The organism is Citrobacter sp. Cf087, assembly GCF_030334285.1.
Classification (GTDB): Bacteria; Pseudomonadota; Gammaproteobacteria; order Enterobacterales; family Enterobacteriaceae; genus Citrobacter; species Citrobacter freundii.
In genome coordinates this window covers 733,135-750,239 of the sequence record NZ_JAOWED010000031.1, presented here as the reverse complement: position 1 = coordinate 750,239, position 17,105 = coordinate 733,135, and the positions used below count along the sequence as shown (strand labels likewise).

Sequence of the window (17,105 nt, the reverse complement as noted above, 5' to 3'; positions counted from 1 at the left end):
GGCTGAAATACACTTTTTTGTGTGATTGAGATCACACATACGCATCGTAAATACCACAACAAAATGGATAAAAAATTAAAAAAAGTTGTATCCGTTTACGCTTTAATCCAATTTATATGATGAATACTTCGTTACCACTTAATAAGTATAAAAAATGAGTAACCGATCAATAAATGTTAAATCCTTACTGAGGGCTTTTTAGTGGCAAATGCAAACAAACTCACGTTGTTTATCGTGATCTTCATGCTGGCGGGGATCCTGTCGGGTGCGGTGATCCACTCTTATGCCTCCCCCGGCGTTGTGACCGCCTGGGCCGATAATATTACGCTTCTCACCGACATTTTTTTACGTCTGATTAAGATGGTGATTGCGCCTTTAGTATTCAGCACCCTGACCGTTGGTATTATGCGCCTGGGGGAAACATCCACCATCGGTCGCGTGGGCGGCAAAGCGATGATCTGGTTTATCAGCTCTTCTGTATTGTCTATTCTGGTCGGTCTGTTTGTGGTTTCCCTTGAGCAACCCGGGAGCGGGTTAAACCTTGCGATCCCGCTGGAAGCCACTGACACCGGTCTGGCCGTAGGCGGCATGAGCCTGAAAGGTTTTCTGACACATACCATTCCAACCAGCATAGCCGAGGCCATGGCTAACAATGAGATCCTGCAAATCGTGGTGTTCTCAATGTTCTTCGGTATTGGTGGAGCATCGCTCGGTGAGAAATTCAACGCGCCGCTGGTTGCCGCGCTGGATGTGGTTTCCCACATTATGCTGAAGGTGACCGGCTACGTGATGTACGTTGCGCCGCTGGCAATTTTTGCCGCAATCTCTTCCGTAATCTCTACCCAGGGTCTGGGGATCCTGCTTAACTATGCATCGTTTATCGGCGGCTACTATGTGGCGATTTTGCTGACCTGCCTGGTTCTGTTGGCGGTGGGTTATGTCATGCTGAAAAAAGAGGTATTTCGCCTGGTGAGCATGCTGAAAGACCCGGTTCTGGTCGCATTCACCACCAGCAGCTCTGAGGCCGCTTATCCGAAAACGCTGGAGCAATTAACTAAATTTGGCTGCTCACCCAACATCGTGTCATTCGTGCTGCCTATCGGTTATTCGTTCAACCTGGTCGGTTCCATGGTCTATTGTTCATTTGCCTCCATGTTTATCGCGCAGGCCTATAATATTCACCTCTCTTTCGCAGAAATCACCGTCCTGATGCTGACGCTGATGCTGGCGTCCAAAGGGATTGCCGGTGTGCCACGTTCAGCACTGGTGGTGCTGGCGGCAACCATCCCGAGCTTCAATATTCCGGTTGCCGGAATTCTGCTACTGATGGGAATTGATCACTTCCTGGATATGGGACGTTCAGCAATCAACGTATTAGGTAACGGGATTGCAACGGCGATGCTGGCGCAGGATGAAGGTTTACTGGAAGAAAGCGAGTCTTCAGAAAACATCACAGAACAAATTAAGGCTTAGCTTTTTTAAGACAAGAGCAAGCTAAGTAAACAAGAGCAGCAAATCAACAAAGATTACCCCAGCCATAGACTGGGGTATTTCAACAACACCTGGATGATAATTTACATCAATTACCAGCTGTAACGTACGAGCAAACTACCGTTGAGATCGCCATAGTCATTACGTCCTTTTTGACCCGCCACTTGTCCAGTGATACTCCACTGGCTATTCAAATTCGCCTGGATACCCACTTTCACCTCGGCGCGATCTGCCGGAAGATCCTGCTTCACCTCAGCACCATCAAATGCTACGCCAACATCATCACTGGTGTGTAACCAGTTCACCTCTGCAAACGGCTGGATCACCGACGTCGTATTCTTGTGCAGCTTGCCATCTACCCGCAGTCCGAGGCGCGTGGTCCAGCTGTCCCCGTTTTGTCCATCAATACGCGTTCCATTCTGTGCGACAGCGTCCGCTTTAAATTGCTGCCATGTCGCCTGAGCCTGCGGCGTCAGGCTGACGACATTATAGTTGGCAAGTATGATGTCGTACCGATAGCCCGTTTCCAGAGAGACCGCGCTCGCCGCCGAATCATAATCTGTTGACCCGACATCGCCGTTTTCGACGCTGTTATCGTAGAGCCCGTACTGGTACCAACTGTCCACGTACAGGCCGCTGTGATTTTTCGCATCCGCAAACCAGGTGGCATAAGCGCCAAGATTATAACCGGCTACGTTACCACTGGCAGAGAACCGGCTCCCATCTGCACCACGGTTACCCGTACTGTCCGTGTCGGCGTGAATATAACTCACCATCAGCCCCGCCTTCAGGCTCTGCTCGCCATTATCCCAGCTAAGCACATCACCACCGATTTGCAGTTGCGAATAAGTGTTGTCAATATCCACATGACCGTCTGCAGCTGTTGACGACGCTTCACCCGCTTTAAAGCGCAGCCACATACCGCCGTCACCGGTACGTAATTGACTCCCTTCGCGATCATAAAGGGTCTGCATTTGCAGATTACGCGCCATCCACTGGTTGCCCAGATAAGCGCCAATATCAGCCCGATATTGCGGTTCTACCGGTTTAATATCACCACCATCGTCCGGGTATACCGGCGTGACATCACCGCCATCGTCCGGGTATACCGGCGTAACATCATCGCCATCATCCGGGTCTACCGGCGTAACATCATCGCCATCATCCGGGTCTACCGGCGTAACATCATCGCCATCATCCGGGTCTACCGGTGTAACATCGTCGCCATCATCCGGGTCTATCGGCGGGACAGCCTGCGAACGCAAATACCAGTCACCGCCATCTTCATACAATCGGTATTCATACAAACCTGTCTGCACCTGATTACCCTGAGTAAAAACGCCATCAGACTGACCGCCGACATCAATCACTTCAATACCTTTCGTTGTTAACGCCCCTTCTCCCCCGATATTATTGACATAGAGCGTCGTGCTACCGGAAGTATCACCTGTGATAATCACTTTATCCGTCGGTGAATTGTCATCCCCTAACTGCGTGTTCAGATAAAGATTACTGTTATCACCATGATAATTTCCATTAATCGTCAGCGTCTTGAACTGTCCGTTATGTGAAGGAGTATCAAATACAATATCTCCGGCATTATTTAATTGAGTTAAAGAAGAATCACCGGTAATTGTCCATTGCGTCTGTTCAGCCAGTGAGAGATTCAGCGAAGAGTCTACCGTTGGCTCGGTGTTAACAAACGTCTCCCCCACAAACCGCGAACCAGACGCCATATCCAGTGAAATGCTGCCTTCACCCGCGCTAATGATATTGCCCGTAATATCCATTACACCTGAACCAGTCACGGTCCCGCCGGGTAAGAGATTTCCCGCACTGTCGGTAACAACCGGAACAAAAATAGCGACACCATCCTGGGTTTTAATGGTGGTGTTACCGATCAGCGATATTGCCCCGCCCTGCTGAACCACCGCGCCATAACCATTTTCCCCACTCGCTGTCACATCAATGGTCAGGTTTTCACCATTAATTATTCCCGGACGGTTTAAATTATTACTTCCTATCGCCCAAAGCCCGTAAGGGTTATTTTGCCCACTCATGATAATATCGGTATTCGCGATATTAACCGTTGCGCCGTAGAACTGGGATGACACGCCGTAACCATCGATCGCGTAAATAACATTTCGATTGTCGGCATCCCCTTTAAAATCAAGAGTACTCCCGGAGGCCGCAGCGATACCGCTGGTCACAGAGCCCAACCTGGCTGAACTTCTGCCGTCAACAACGCTGCCTGCACCAATCATCACATCGCCCCCCTGCGCAATGATGCCCACAGACTGGGCGGTATTGACGATAAGTGCATCCGCGTGGAATTCGCCCCCCGTCACCCAGAGAGTCGTCGCCTCTCCGGCTGCGCTTATGATGCTGTTTTGGCCTAAATCCATAAAACCTGTGTTCATTGATATTGCATTTACCTGAGACCCTGTTACATCAATCGTTAGATTATCAGCAATAAATTCAGAACCTTTTGCCGCGGGGTTTATCGTTACTCCAGCCCCATCATAGAAGCCGGTGATTGAGATGGTCGATCCGCTGCCCAAATCAATGCGTGATCCGGCCTCATTAATAGCGATACCACGCGTGGTACACCCTCCTGTGCGGCAGTCCAGAGTCGTACTGATATTAATATCCATATTATTGGCGATTAACGTAGCATCAGGACCCATAACCGAGATACCTTCAGCAAGATCGGAGGTGCCATTGATAGTTACTCTGCTGTTATTTCCCAAATCAAGATGATTATTTTTACCCAACTTTAAACCTGTCACAGAACCATAATCTGTTGCCAGTCCTGTTGCAGTGATAGTGAGTTGATCGGCATCTAATACACCATCAGTACCTATCTCAATACCGGTTACAATATTATTGCCCTCTACAACCACCTGACTATTTTTACCTAAATCAATTTTAGCATTACCCGTGCTTTGAATCCCCCACGCGGTGTTGTCTTTACTCGTAGCATGGATAAAACCATTATCCATGGTGAAAGTACCACTCCCGCCTAATAAATAAACACCACGGGCATCACCTATCCCACCAATACTATAATCAGTTTCCGTTATGGCTGTAATAGAACTTCCACTACCAAGATCGACGTTACTGTCTTTTCCTATATTTTTAAATCCATAAACATTATTTTTACCCGAAACGTCGATATTAATACCAGATGCTGTTACCTCTGTACCCGGGTTATTAGCTGAGATCAAAATTCCGGTAGTATTTTTACTTGAATTTTGTGTGCCATCCGTATCGGCGACATGAACTTCGGTATTCGTGCCTAAATCATTTTTGGTGCCATTATCCAGTGAAACCCCGGTAGACAGAGTTTCACCAGATACGTTGATAGTTGCTTTTCCTTCAATCTGTAAGCCATCACCGCCTGTCGTGATGCTCTCAACACCCGTGGTATTTGTTTGTCCACTAGCCGTAACGACTTCATTATCACTCAAAATAATTGATGCACCGTTTTGTGGGCCTAACTCTGCAGCATTAACAGCAGCAGTACTTATTAATGTTGCCAGGCCTGTTATTTTGATGCTATTACGCAGTCCATTATTACCGCGGGAAAACTCACCAGCAACCACAAACATATTACGCGCCGTACTCCAGACTATATTATATATAGCATTCATATTTAGTTCCCTCTACGCCAATAGAAAAATCAGGAGGCACAAATTCATTATATATTCATGAACAATATAAATTATTTCAACCAATTAATAATTTATATATTGCACTTGTAGATTATATTACATGCGTCAGCAAACAATAGATACTATAAGGACTCGTCAGTTTTAATTAAAGAAAAAAAATACAAATAAACCAAGTAAATGAAATAACAATAAACATTCAAAAATTAAAATAAAACAACCATTATTACTTGGCTTCCCTACACACAAAATTAAAAGCAAAACGCCCTCCATATTGTGGAGGGCGTTTAATAACTGCCAGCTAAATATTACAGAGAATGATAATATTGACTACCTTTATGCCATATGCGATGCGGCAATATCCAGCAGCGCCATTTCTTCGCTGTTCAGCAGCTTCTCAATGTTGACCAGAATCAGCATCCGGTCACCCAGCGCACCCAATCCCGTCAAATATTCCGTCGACAGCGTGACCGCAAACTCCGGTGCCGGACGGATTTGATCCGTTGTCAGCGACAACACATCCGAAACGCCATCCACCACAATCCCAACCACCCGCTGACCCAGGTTCAGCACAATCACCACGGTGTTTTCGTTGTAATCCACATCGCTCTGGCTAAATTTCACGCGCAGGTCGACGATAGGCACAATCACACCACGCAGGTTCGTGACGCCTTTGATAAACGCAGGCGTGTTAGCGATTCGCGTCACCTGATCATAACCACGGATTTCCTGCACTTTCAGGATATCGATACCGTACTCTTCATCCCCCAGCGTAAACACGAGGAATTCCTGACCTGACGGTTCGCCGGCCAGTTTAGTTACATTACTCATACCGGTCATATTATTCCCTTCTCACTCAATCAGGCGGCTGTGATCGCCACACGTTGTTCGCGGTTTAATCCCTGCAATGCAGAGACATCGACAATCAGCGCGACGCTGCCGTCGCCGAGGATCGTTGCTGCAGAAATACCTGGCACTTTGCGGTAGTTGCTTTCCAGGTTTTTGACCACTACCTGGTGTTGGCCAATTAACTGATCGACCAGCAGCGCATAGCGACGCCCTGCACTTTGTAAAATAACCACAATGCCCTGAGTCGCTTCAGTTTTAGCGCCTTCAACCTCAAAGACCTTCCACAACTCAACCAGCGGTAAATATTCGCCACGCACTTCCAGAACGCGTTCGCCTCCGGCCAACGGATGGAGATCTTCTTCGCGCGGTTGCAGCGATTCCATAACGGCATTTAGTGGCAGAATGAAGACCTCATCCGCCACACGCACGGACATCCCATCGAGGATCGCCAGCGTCAGCGGCAGCAGAATGCGAATAGTGGTCCCCTGTCCCTGTTTGGACTGGATCTCAACATGGCCGCCCATCTCCTGGATATTTCGCTTCACCACATCCATACCCACGCCGCGTCCAGAGACATCCGTCACCTGTTCGGCGGTCGAAAAGCCTGGAGCGAAGATCAACATACCCACTTCGTCATCGCTCATATTTTCGTGGATCGGCATGCCCTGGGAGATAGCTTTGGCCAGGATACGTTCGCGGTTCAGGCCAGCGCCATCGTCGGTCACTTCAATACAAATATTCCCACCCTGGTGCTCCGCGGAAAGCGTCAGATTGCCGATTGGGCTTTTGCCGGATTCAAGGCGTTTTTCCGGCAGTTCTATACCATGGTCGAGGCTGTTACGCACCAGGTGCGTCAACGGATCGATGATGCGTTCAATCAGGCTCTTATCGAGTTCGGTTGAGCTACCTACCTGCGTCAGCTCGACCTGTTTACCCAGCTTACCGGCCAGATCGCGCACCAAACGAGGGAAACGACTGAACACATACTCCATTGGCATCATACGAATCGACATCACCGACTCTTGCAAATCGCGGGCGTTACGTTGTAACTGACCCATGCTGGTGATGAGATCGCCATGATTGACGGGATCCAGTTCGTTAGATCGCTGAGCCAGCATCGACTGGGTGATGACCAACTCACCGACCAGGTTAATGAGCTGATCGACCTTCTCAACCGCTACGCGGATGCTGGTCGACTCGCTGGCGCGGGCTGGTTTTTCACGCTCCGCGCGCCCATGTGGCGCTTCACTGGCGGCGGCTTTCACCGCTGGCGCAACGGCAACCGGCTGCGGCTTCGCGACAACGGCTACCTCTTCAGTTTCAACAGTCGCGGGCGCTGCGCTGACGGTTTCGAATTCAATTTGGTCAGCTTCAATGACAAAGCAGAGTACTGCAATGATGTCATCTTCTGCGAGGTTGCCATCAAGCGTAGCTGACAGCGTGTCGCTTCCTTTTACCACATCGGTTAAGGTCGCCAGATTCCCCAGTTCCTCTTCCAGCAAATCCACTTCGCTGGCTTTCAGACGCGAGAGAGTAATGCGTTTTTTGCTCTCTTCACTGGCGAGTTCAGGCTTTGCAACCGCCTCTTCCTGCATCGCGGTGCTATCAACAACGCTCAGTTTTGCTGAGTTGACAACTGACGGTGCGGTTTCACCTTTCGCTTCGAGCGCTAACTGCCGTAACGCCTGGCAAATGTACTCAAAACTGTCGGCATCAGGCTCCACTGAGCTTTTATAGGCGTCGAGCTGTTCCTGCATAATATCTTTCGTTTCCAAAAACAGGTTGATAATGTCGGCATTGAGCTGCATCTCGCCACGCCGCGCTTCATCCAGCAGGTTTTCCATCAGATGGGTCGTTTCCTGCAAAATGGTAAAGCCAAAGGTGCCCGCCCCGCCTTTAATTGAGTGCGCTGCACGAAAAATGGCATTCAGCTGTTCGGAGTCCGGGGCTTCAGGAACCAAATCAAGAAGGTGTTGCTCCATATCTGCCAACAGTTCGTCAGCTTCATCAAAAAATGTCTGATAAAAATCGCTAATATCCATGCTCACGCTATCACCTCGGATTGGCTGGTGGCGATGTGGGAACGCTTACCGGCGGGAGTTCCGCTGGCCGTTGTAAGACACTTACCGGCTCATTCTGGCTTTCAGCGTTTTCATGCAAAATGGCCTCTTCTGCCTGCTTATTGAGAACCAGCAGGCTAATACGGCGGTTGATAGCGTCTTCAGGACCGCGATCGCTCAGACGCATCGTGGCGGCCATACCTACCACACGTAATACTTTTCCATCATCCAGACCGCCGCTAACCAGCTCGCGACGCGATGCATTTGCGCGATCGGCAGACAATTCCCAGTTGCTGTACCCTTTCTCACCATTCGCGTAAGGGTAATCATCCGTGTGACCGGAAAGGCTGATCCGGTTAGGGATCCCGTTGAGCACTGGTGCAATCGCGCGCAGGATATCGCGCATGTACGGCTCAACTTCAGCACTACCGGTCTTAAACATTGGGCGATTCTGACTGTCGATAATCTGTATCCGCAGCCCTTCCTGAACTAAATCAATCTTTAAATGCGGACGCAGCGCTCGCAGTTTGGGATCGGATTCAATCAGTTGATCGAGATCGCCACGAAGTTTGCTCAAGCGGCTCTGTTCCATACGTTTTCTCAGGTCATCAATATTCGGCTGCTTGTTCACCTCACCCTGCTGCTGGGTGTAATCATCCCCGCCGCCTGGAATCGGGCTTTGGCTATTCGAAATACGATTTCCCCCGGTCACCGCGGTGGCCAGCGGTGTACGGAAATATTCGGCAATCTGGATCAATTCTTTAGGGCTGGAAATAGAAATGAGCCACATCACCAGAAAGAAGGCCATCATCGCGGTCATAAAATCGGCGTAGGCGATTTTCCACGAGCCATGCGCCCCACCACCGTGATTCTTATGTTTGCGTCGCTTTACAACGATAATGGGATGGGCCTGATTTTTCATGCGTCCTCGGTCGTCTGTTGCGCAGTTGGATTTCTCACCGCACGAACATGTTCTTCCAGTTCGATAAACGAAGGACGTTCGCTGGAGTACAGAGTCTTACGACCGAATTCAACGGCAATCGGCGGCGCGTAGCCATTCAGATTGGAGAGCAGCGTTATCTTCACGCACTGCATCATTTTGGTTGTTTCAGCGCTTTTCTGGCGCAGAACGCTGGCAAGCGGAGAAATAAATCCATAGGCCAGCAAAATACCGAGGAATGTTCCCACCATCGCATGCGCAATCAACGCCCCCAGCTCTGCTGCCGGGCGATCGGCAGAAGCCAGTGCATGCACAACCCCCATAACGGCCGCGACGATCCCGAATGCCGGCAGTGAGTCGCCGACCATCGCCAGACTATTCGCCGGAACTTCGGCCTCACTCTCATGAGTCTCAATTTCTTCGTCCATCAGCGCTTCAATTTCGAACGTATTCATATTGCCGCTGATAATCAGGCGCAGATAATCGACAATAAAATCAAGCATTACGGCATCGGCAAGAATGCGCGGATAGCTGGCGAAGATTTCACTTTCTTTTGGGTTTTCGATGTCGCGCTCAAGCGAGAACATGCCCTGTTGACGTGACTTGGCCATCAGACGATACAGGAGCGCCAGCAGATCCATATACATCGCTTTGGTGTATTTCGAACGACGGAAAAGCAACGGGATCGCTTTCATCGTCCCTTTGATGGCTTTCCCATTATTGCCGACGATGAATGCCCCAATACCCGCGCCACCGATAATCACCAGCTCAGCCGGTTGATAGAGTGCCCCAAGGTGTCCGCCGGTCATCATGTAACCGCCGAAAACTGTACCAATAACAACCAGGTAACCTAATAAGATAAGCACGACATCATCCTTTCGCAATTGACTATGACAGGATGCGCAGTCGGGCAATTAACGTAAGGTCAGGACAAAAAAAAGCAGCGGTAATCGCTTACCGCTGCTGGAGTGTTCATCCACACCGTATCAGTTAAACAGCCTGTTCGATCTGTTCATCCAGCAGTTGTGGAATAATATCGGCAGCATTCTGGGAAAGTTTACGTCTTTTTACGGCCCTTGATGGCGGCTGGCATAAACTACAGGCAAAGCTGCCTGCGGGTTGGTGTGCATGGGTGATAAAATTCCCACCGCAACAATTGCATTGGGACAACTCCAGCAATCCGCTGTCGACAAATCGCACCAGCGTCCACGCGCGAGTTAACGCCAGCAATGGCCCTTCTTCAGGCTGCGGACACTGCTCAAGATATAACCGATACGCCTTAATCACGGCATCCACGCCGCTACAGAGACCCGTTTTGAGCAGGAATTGCCATGCATTGCAAAACATCGACGCATGAATATTTTGTTCCCACGTCATAAACCAGTCGGTGGAAAACGGGAGCATCCCTTTTGGCGGAGGACTACCGCGTAATTCTTTGTACAGCTTGATTAATCGACCACGGCTTAATTGCGTTTCGCTTTCCAGCATTTGCAAACGGGCGCCCAATGTGATTAATTCCATTGCCAACTGGATATCACGCGCTTCCTGAACAATGCTTTTTTCGCTCATCATCAAGCCCTTTTCTTACGTGCTGCATCATCGATGTCGCTTAACAGGCGTGTTGAAAGCATGATACCAGTATGAATTTGCTGAAGATCGTCAACGCGGGAGTCTTGCGTCAGGCGAGTAACAGTCTGGTGATCGTCGAAACGGAAATGACATACCAGTTGGTTTGTTTCGGCCAGTTTGACCATTTGAGGAAGTGTTAATGTTGCCAACGTGTCCGCCATTTCCTCGCTGATACCAAGGCGAAACATCGCAGATGCTTTGTCCTGAACGATCAAACGCTGTGCAAGCAATAAATATGACAAATTGATGTCATAAATGTGTTTCAGCAACTCGGATGTATGCATTATTTGCATCCATAATAACCAACATTGTTTTCATGCGGTAAAACCGCACCCCGTGATGTCGCCGGGAAGGCCCGGTAAAAAAAAGCAAAAGGTCAAATACATAGCAACGTAACGACACTTACGCGTCGTCTAAACATTCCCTTTTAAGAAGGCAGCGTCCCTTACAAGCTCACATCAATTCTTACAAATGTCTAAGATTTTTCCTAATTCGACGCAACTCTACCCGCCGTCAGTTACACATACAACGGAGCTATGCTGCGAATTTAAAGAATATGTGATCAAGATCACATAAACCAGCCAAACACTTAACATAAATCCATCAGCGTGGCTTTTACTTTGTTTATTTCTTAACCTTCCATTATCCATTTCGATTCCTGATGTACGAATATTCTTGCAATAAAAGCGAATAGCATTATGTTCACGACCGTTAATATCACGCCATGAAATAGCGAGCTGGATCACATATTTAACTCAAAAAACTTTTTTAATTAAATACTTTATAAACAATGACTTAAATATTTAGAGCGATTAATTAATACCGCGATGTGACGACCTTGCAAATGTTAATGTATGTTTATTTTTTATTAACACATTGTTTTCATTAGCCGTGGGTTTTACTTAAGTTACCTGAACATATCTGCAACCAATATGAATCGATTATTCTATTTATAAGAATAATTAATGAATAATCATGATGACATTCACACTATGAAGGAAGGAAACGTTGCAGTATGGAGTAAGCTGAGTAAAGCTGAAAAGCCCTCTCATAATTCTTGAAAAAAAGGAGCGAGTTATGAGCTATTCGCACATTCTTGTTGCTGTTGCCGCCACCCCTGAAAGTCAGCAGTTGTTAGACAAGGCGGTTTCTATCGCTCGCCCTGTCAACGCCCGAATTAGCCTGATTACACTGGTCTCAGACCCCGAACTTTATAACCAGTTTGCTGCCCCCATGCTGGAAGACCTGCGTGAAGTCATGCAGGAAGAAACTCAGGATTTTATCGACAAACTTAGCAAAGAAGCAGAATACCCCATTGAGCATACCTTTATTACCTATGGGGCTCTGAATGAACATATCCTGGATGTATGCCGCAAATACGCCATTGATCTGGTCATTTACGGCAACCATAACCACAGTTTTTTTTCACGCGCTTCCTGTTCCGCGAAAAGCGTGATTCATACCAGCCAGGTGGACGTTCTTCTGGTTCCGCTAGCCGGAGATTAATACACAGCGCCAGGACTTCATGCGAGTTTAGAACAGGATGAAATATTGTCTGGCAGTTGGCATTGACTCCGACGCGGCGTGACTGCTTTAAGATCACTAATGAACGTCGCCTGCCAGTTGTCGATATCGTTTTTAACGATAGTCTCAAGCATTTCAGCGTGGCGCGAAATGCGTTCGGTAAGTGGCATCGTCAGCGCCTGGTTTAATGCGCTTGCCACTTCATCCCGGTCATAAGGATTAACAATAAGCGCAGAGGTTAGCTCATTCGCCGCCCCGGCAAATTGCGATAAAACCAGCACGCCAGGGTTAGCAGGATCCTGTGCGGCCACAAACTCTTTCGCCACCAGGTTCATACCATCGCGCAACGGGGTCACCAATCCTACGTCAGAGTAGCGGAAGATCTTCATCAGCAATTTACGATCAAAATACTGGTTCAGATAGTAAAGCGGCGTCCAGCCCAGTTGCCCATATTTGCCGTTGATTCGCCCTGCTTCTGTTTCCAGTTGGTGGCGAATATCCTGATAGGCCTGCACCTCTTCACGCGAGGTCGGCGCTATCTGCGTATAGCGAATTTTACCGTGGTGCTGCGGATAATGTTCCAGTAAGGCCTCGTAGGCCTGAAAGCGCTCCGGCAAGCCTTTGGAGTAATCCAGACGCTCCACGGAGAAAATATTCTGCACATTTTTAAGCTCCGCTTTTAGCTGCGCCAGTTTTGGCGGCAGCGGTCCGGACGCCTGTCGTGCAATCTCATCAGGTTCGATACCGATGGGATAGACCTGAGTGCGAAACGCTTTTCCCCATGCCAGATGCTGCTTATCTTTATGCGTGGACACCCGAGTCTGGGCTGCGAGACAGTCCAGAAAAGCCTGGCGATCGTTTTCAGTCTGGAAACCAAGCAAATCAAAATCACACATTTGCTCAAGTAGCGCCAGATGTGGAGGGAGCGCATTAAAAATTTCCGGCGTCGGAAAAGGAATATGCAGGAAAAAACCGATGCGGTTATTCACACCGCGCTTACGTAACTCGCAGGCAAACGGCAACAGATGGTAATCATGAACCCAGATGATGTCGTCATCGCCAAGCAGCGGCAGAAGTTTATCTACCAGTAAGGCATTAACCCGTTGGTAGCCTTCCCAGGCAGAGCGCTGAAACTGAACTAAATCCAGTCGATAGTGAAATGCGGGCCATAAAACCGCATTTGAAAACTGGCAGTAATACTCTTCGTAATCTTGCTCACTCAAATTAAACGAGGCCCAGGTGATATTGCCACGCGTGACTTTTTTTAACGGTTTATCCTCATTATCTGTATCACCACTCCAGCCAAACCACAGACCACCAGCAGCTTTTAACGCACCCAGTACACCGACCGCGAGCCCACCCGCGCTCCCTTTGTCATCTGGTGAGGCGATACGATTAGATACTACGACTAAACGACTCATAGCCACCTCTTCTGTTATTCGTTGCTTTCGATTCTTGCTGCGAAGAGTTAATTTGCTCCAACCAGCGCCAGACATCCCTGACGCCATCCAGACGCCATGTCGCCTGCGTCGGCCCGATCCCCACCTTCACGGAAATACCGCCAGCGCGGTTAACCACAGCAAATCCTGTTTCATCTGTCAGATCATCACCGAAAAACACAGGGATCCGGCCAGCAAAAGGCGCTTCCTGCATAAATGCAGCTATCGCGTCGCCTTTATTGCTGCCCTTAGGCTTTATTTCCACGACACATTTTCCGTGCTGCAGAGCAAGCTGCGGCCATCTGCGCGTGATGCGTTCAGCCAGGGTAATCAGCGCAGCTTCGTGTTCGGGTGCCTGGCGATAGTGCAACGCGAAAGCCATGCCTTTAGTTTCCAGCGTTGTCCCCGGTAACGTCACTAACGCTGCGTGTAATAAAGCCCCAGCTTCACGCTCGATACCTTCAGGCAGGTGTACTATGTGCGTTTGACCATTGATGTCACGGCGTTCTGCCCCATGCACTCCGGCAAGCGGAAAACGAAACGGAGTAGTGAGTGCGTCAAGCTCAACCATTGAGCGCCCTGAAATCAATGCCAGCGCATCCGCATTATGCGTCGCTAACTGTTGTAAACATTGCAGGATTGCCTTAGGGACAACGACCTGGTCGGGAAAGGGTTTAATCTCAGCAAGTGTCCCATCGAGATCAAAAAAGTAAGCACAGTTTACAGATTGTTCAGGGGGTAAGATCAGTGATGCTGTCACCCGGTTATCCTCCTCATCATGGTCAGAACGCCACGCGGATCGCGGCGTATAGATGATGTATGACGGATATAAGTATAGACAGTGTGACCATGCTCGCCATTTGGAAAAACAATCGCCAGCCGGGTAGCGGCTGGCGATGGGCAGAAGCTAGACTAAAAAGTTAGGGTTTAAATCATCAAACGGTACGCTTCGCTTTTTGCTTGTAACGGTCGAAGATCACCGCCGCCAGCAGGATGAGGCCACGTACCACATACTGCGCGAACGGAGAGATATTCAGCAGATTCATCGCATTCTCAACCGTACCCAGGATCAACACCCCGGCCACCACATATGAGATTTTTCCGATGCCACCTTTAAGCGAAACGCCCCCTAACACGCAGGCTGAAATCACGATCAACTCATAACCGATTGAGGTCATTGGTTGGCCGCTGGTCATACGCGATGCGAGGATAATCCCGGCAATGGCGGATACCAGACCGGAAAGAATAAAGATAATAATCTTGGTACGAACAACCGGAACCCCTGCCAGGCGCGCCGCCTCTTCATTGCCCCCAATGGCCAGCGTATTACGACCAAACGTGGTTTTGTTCAGCAGTAAACCAAAGACAATGAAACAAACGACAGTGATCCAGATAGGCGCAGGCAGACCAAACCAGTTAGCATAACCGAGTGTAAAGAAACGCTCGTCTTCAATCCCGACTGCCTTACCGTCGGAGATAATATAAGCCAGACCACGTACAATCTGCATCGTCGCAAGAGTAGTGATCAGGGCGTTAATTTTTAACCGCGCAATCACGAACCCATTCACCAGGCCACACAGAATACCGAGCAGCAGTCCGGCAGCCACGCCAATCCACAAACTTTCAGTCATGTTAATGACTACGGCAGTGGTAACACCAGCACAAGCAATCACAGATGCGACAGACAGGTCGAAATCACCGGATGCCAGACAAAACAGCATCCCACACGCGACCATACCCGACATCGATACTGCCAGCCCCAGTCCCTTCATATTGATGAAGGTGGCAAAGTTTGGCACAAACAGGGAACAAACGAGGAACAGCACGGCGAACACCACCAGCATACCGTATTGATCCCAAATGCGGCCCAGATTTAGCGCCGACTTCGCTGCGCCAGAACCCGATGTAGAAACGGAAGACATCATACTCTCCTTATTCAGGCTACAGCCTGGCTGACTTTAGGCATAGCAAGGCTCAACGCCTGGCGCTCATCCGCCTGTTCATGAAGTAACTCACCGGCAATTTCGCCTTCTCTCATCACCACAATACGGTCGGCGACACCGAGCACTTCTGGCAGGTCACTGGAAGCAAACAATACGGCCACACCGCGCGCTGCGAGGGCATAAATCACGTTGTAAATTTCATGCTTGGCGCCTACATCAATGCCGCGTGTAGGCTCATCCAACAAAATCACCTTCATCTCTTCCGATAACCAACGACCGAGGATAGCCTTCTGTTGATTGCCGCCGGAGAGATTCATGATCAGTTGCTCTGCACCCGGAGTTTTGATGTTGAGTGAACGAATATGGTGATCGGCATTGGTCTCTTCCCAGCCGTTGTTGATCACGCATCCCCCCAGAACATGCTTACGTCGTGCACTAATGTTGATGTTGTTGCGCACTGAATGGACCGGAATGATCCCTTCGGCTTTGCGATCCTCCGGGCACAGCATCATCCCTGCTTCAATGGCATGGCTTGGTTTACGGATATCGATAGGCTGTTCATCAATAAATACCTGGCCCGCCGTGATACGCGTACCACCGAACAGTCCTTTCATTAATTCGCTACGTCCGGCCCCCACCAGGCCAAACAGCCCGACAATTTCACCGCTTCGCACGGATAAACTGATTGGCGTACGCACGCCCGGGGCTTTTACCTCATGCAACCGCAGACGCTCTGCGCCATACGGTCTGGATTTCCAGCCATAGATATCCCCGAGGTCGCGCCCGACCATCGCCTGCACCAGCGCGTCGTGATCGACCTGCTGCATATCCGTGAACGTTTTGACGTAATGACCATCTTTAAACACAGTGATGGCATCGCTGAGGGCAAAAATCTCCTCCATACGGTGCGAAACGTACAGAATGATGCGTCCTTCGTTGCGCAGCTCACGGATGACACGAAACAGATTCTCAATCTCACGAGCCGACAGGGAGCTGGTTGGTTCATCAAAGGCGATAATTTTGGCATTTCGCGCCAGCGCTTTTGCAATCTCCACCATCTGCCACTGACCAATGGAGAGGTATTTCAATGGGGTATCGGGATCGATATCCATTCCCAGATGCTTCAGCTGGATTGCTGCTTCATAGTTCAGCAGCGAGCGGTTCACAATCCCGCCTTTGTGCGGTAACTGCCCTAAATAAATATTCTCGGCAACGGTCATTTCCGGGACGAGATGCAGTTCCTGATAAATAATGGCGACGCCGGCGTTGAGCGCGGCAGTGGTATCCGCGAAGGAAACTTCCTGTCCGCGGATCGTCAATGATCCCGTCGTTGGCGCATAGTTACCGCTGAGAATTTTTAAGAGTGTTGATTTCCCGGCGCCATTTTCGCCCATCAGCGCATGCACCTGTCCGGCATAGCAGTCGAAACTGATATCCGTCAGCGCCTTAACGCCGGGGAACGTTTTGCCAATGCCGCGAAATGAGAGATACGGGGTAGACTGTTGCATAACGTCTCCGTGAGTCAGATCTTTATGCCGGAGGGGGGCTTTGCCTCATCC

Annotated in this window: 13 protein-coding genes; 2 read left to right on the top strand and 11 right to left on the bottom strand. The window is 49.4% G+C overall.

The window, feature by feature from the left end; all coding sequences use genetic code 11:
- Positions 1 to 201 precede the first annotated feature (201 nt).
- Entirely contained in the window at positions 202 to 1,473 is a 1,272-nt protein-coding gene (locus tag OGV57_RS20225; protein WP_003839151.1) for a dicarboxylate/amino acid:cation symporter, read from the top strand.
- 110 nt (positions 1,474 to 1,583) lie between these two features.
- On the opposite strand, the gene OGV57_RS20220 is transcribed toward OGV57_RS20225, so the two are convergent.
- The 7 genes from OGV57_RS20220 to flhD all read right to left on the bottom strand — a co-directional run bounded on the left by OGV57_RS20220 (position 1,584) and on the right by flhD (position 10,924).
- The gene (locus OGV57_RS20220; protein WP_054528511.1) at positions 1,584 to 5,144 is read right to left on the bottom strand and encodes an autotransporter outer membrane beta-barrel domain-containing protein; all 3,561 of its coding nucleotides are present in this window, start codon (positions 5,142 to 5,144) and stop codon (positions 1,584 to 1,586) included.
- 354 nt (positions 5,145 to 5,498) lie between these two features.
- Positions 5,499 to 6,002 carry a chemotaxis protein CheW gene (gene cheW / locus OGV57_RS20215; protein ID WP_003839146.1) on the bottom strand — a complete coding sequence of 168 codons (504 nt, stop codon included), beginning with the start codon at positions 6,000 to 6,002 and terminating at the stop codon, positions 5,499 to 5,501.
- Between the two features lie 20 nt (positions 6,003 to 6,022).
- Positions 6,023 to 8,059 (bottom strand): chemotaxis protein CheA, encoded by a 2,037-nt coding sequence (gene cheA / locus OGV57_RS20210; protein ID WP_003034635.1) that lies wholly within the window; start codon positions 8,057 to 8,059, stop codon positions 6,023 to 6,025.
- Between the two features lie 4 nt (positions 8,060 to 8,063).
- Entirely contained in the window at positions 8,064 to 8,993 is a 930-nt protein-coding gene (gene motB, locus OGV57_RS20205) for a flagellar motor protein MotB (RefSeq protein ID WP_003034631.1), read from the bottom strand.
- Positions 8,990 to 9,877 (bottom strand): flagellar motor stator protein MotA, encoded by an 888-nt coding sequence (gene motA / locus OGV57_RS20200; RefSeq protein WP_003034628.1) that lies wholly within the window; start codon positions 9,875 to 9,877, stop codon positions 8,990 to 8,992. Before motA ends, motB begins: the two co-directional genes overlap by 4 nt.
- Positions 9,878 to 10,001: 124 nt before the next feature.
- Positions 10,002 to 10,586, bottom strand: a complete 585-nt coding sequence (gene flhC, locus OGV57_RS20195; protein WP_008785071.1) for a flagellar transcriptional regulator FlhC — start codon at positions 10,584 to 10,586, stop codon at positions 10,002 to 10,004.
- The gene (flhD, locus tag OGV57_RS20190) at positions 10,583 to 10,924 is read right to left on the bottom strand and encodes a flagellar transcriptional regulator FlhD (protein ID WP_003034622.1); all 342 of its coding nucleotides are present in this window, start codon (positions 10,922 to 10,924) and stop codon (positions 10,583 to 10,585) included. The genes flhC and flhD overlap by 4 nt, the downstream gene beginning before the upstream one ends.
- A gap of 793 nt (positions 10,925 to 11,717) precedes the next feature.
- Between flhD and uspC the strand changes: the two genes are divergently transcribed.
- On the top strand, positions 11,718 to 12,146 hold the full coding sequence (gene uspC / locus OGV57_RS20185; RefSeq protein ID WP_003034619.1) for a universal stress protein UspC: 429 nt from the start codon (positions 11,718 to 11,720) through the stop codon (positions 12,144 to 12,146).
- 17 nt (positions 12,147 to 12,163) lie between these two features.
- On the opposite strand, the gene otsA is transcribed toward uspC, so the two are convergent.
- The 4 genes from otsA to araG all read right to left on the bottom strand — a co-directional run bounded on the left by otsA (position 12,164) and on the right by araG (position 17,054).
- Entirely contained in the window at positions 12,164 to 13,585 is a 1,422-nt protein-coding gene (gene otsA / locus OGV57_RS20180) for an alpha,alpha-trehalose-phosphate synthase (RefSeq protein ID WP_054528512.1), read from the bottom strand.
- Positions 13,560 to 14,363: a trehalose-phosphatase gene (otsB, locus tag OGV57_RS20175; RefSeq protein WP_016150535.1), complete on the bottom strand. Its 804-nt coding sequence runs from the start codon at positions 14,361 to 14,363 to the stop codon at positions 13,560 to 13,562. The genes otsA and otsB overlap by 26 nt, the downstream gene beginning before the upstream one ends.
- A 175-nt stretch (positions 14,364 to 14,538) precedes the next feature.
- Positions 14,539 to 15,525, bottom strand: a complete 987-nt coding sequence (gene araH / locus OGV57_RS20170) for an L-arabinose ABC transporter permease AraH (protein ID WP_003034609.1) — start codon at positions 15,523 to 15,525, stop codon at positions 14,539 to 14,541.
- Positions 15,526 to 15,539: 14 nt separating this feature from the next.
- The gene (araG, locus tag OGV57_RS20165; RefSeq protein ID WP_054528513.1) at positions 15,540 to 17,054 is read right to left on the bottom strand and encodes an arabinose ABC transporter ATP-binding protein AraG; all 1,515 of its coding nucleotides are present in this window, start codon (positions 17,052 to 17,054) and stop codon (positions 15,540 to 15,542) included.
- Positions 17,055 to 17,105 lie beyond the last annotated feature (51 nt).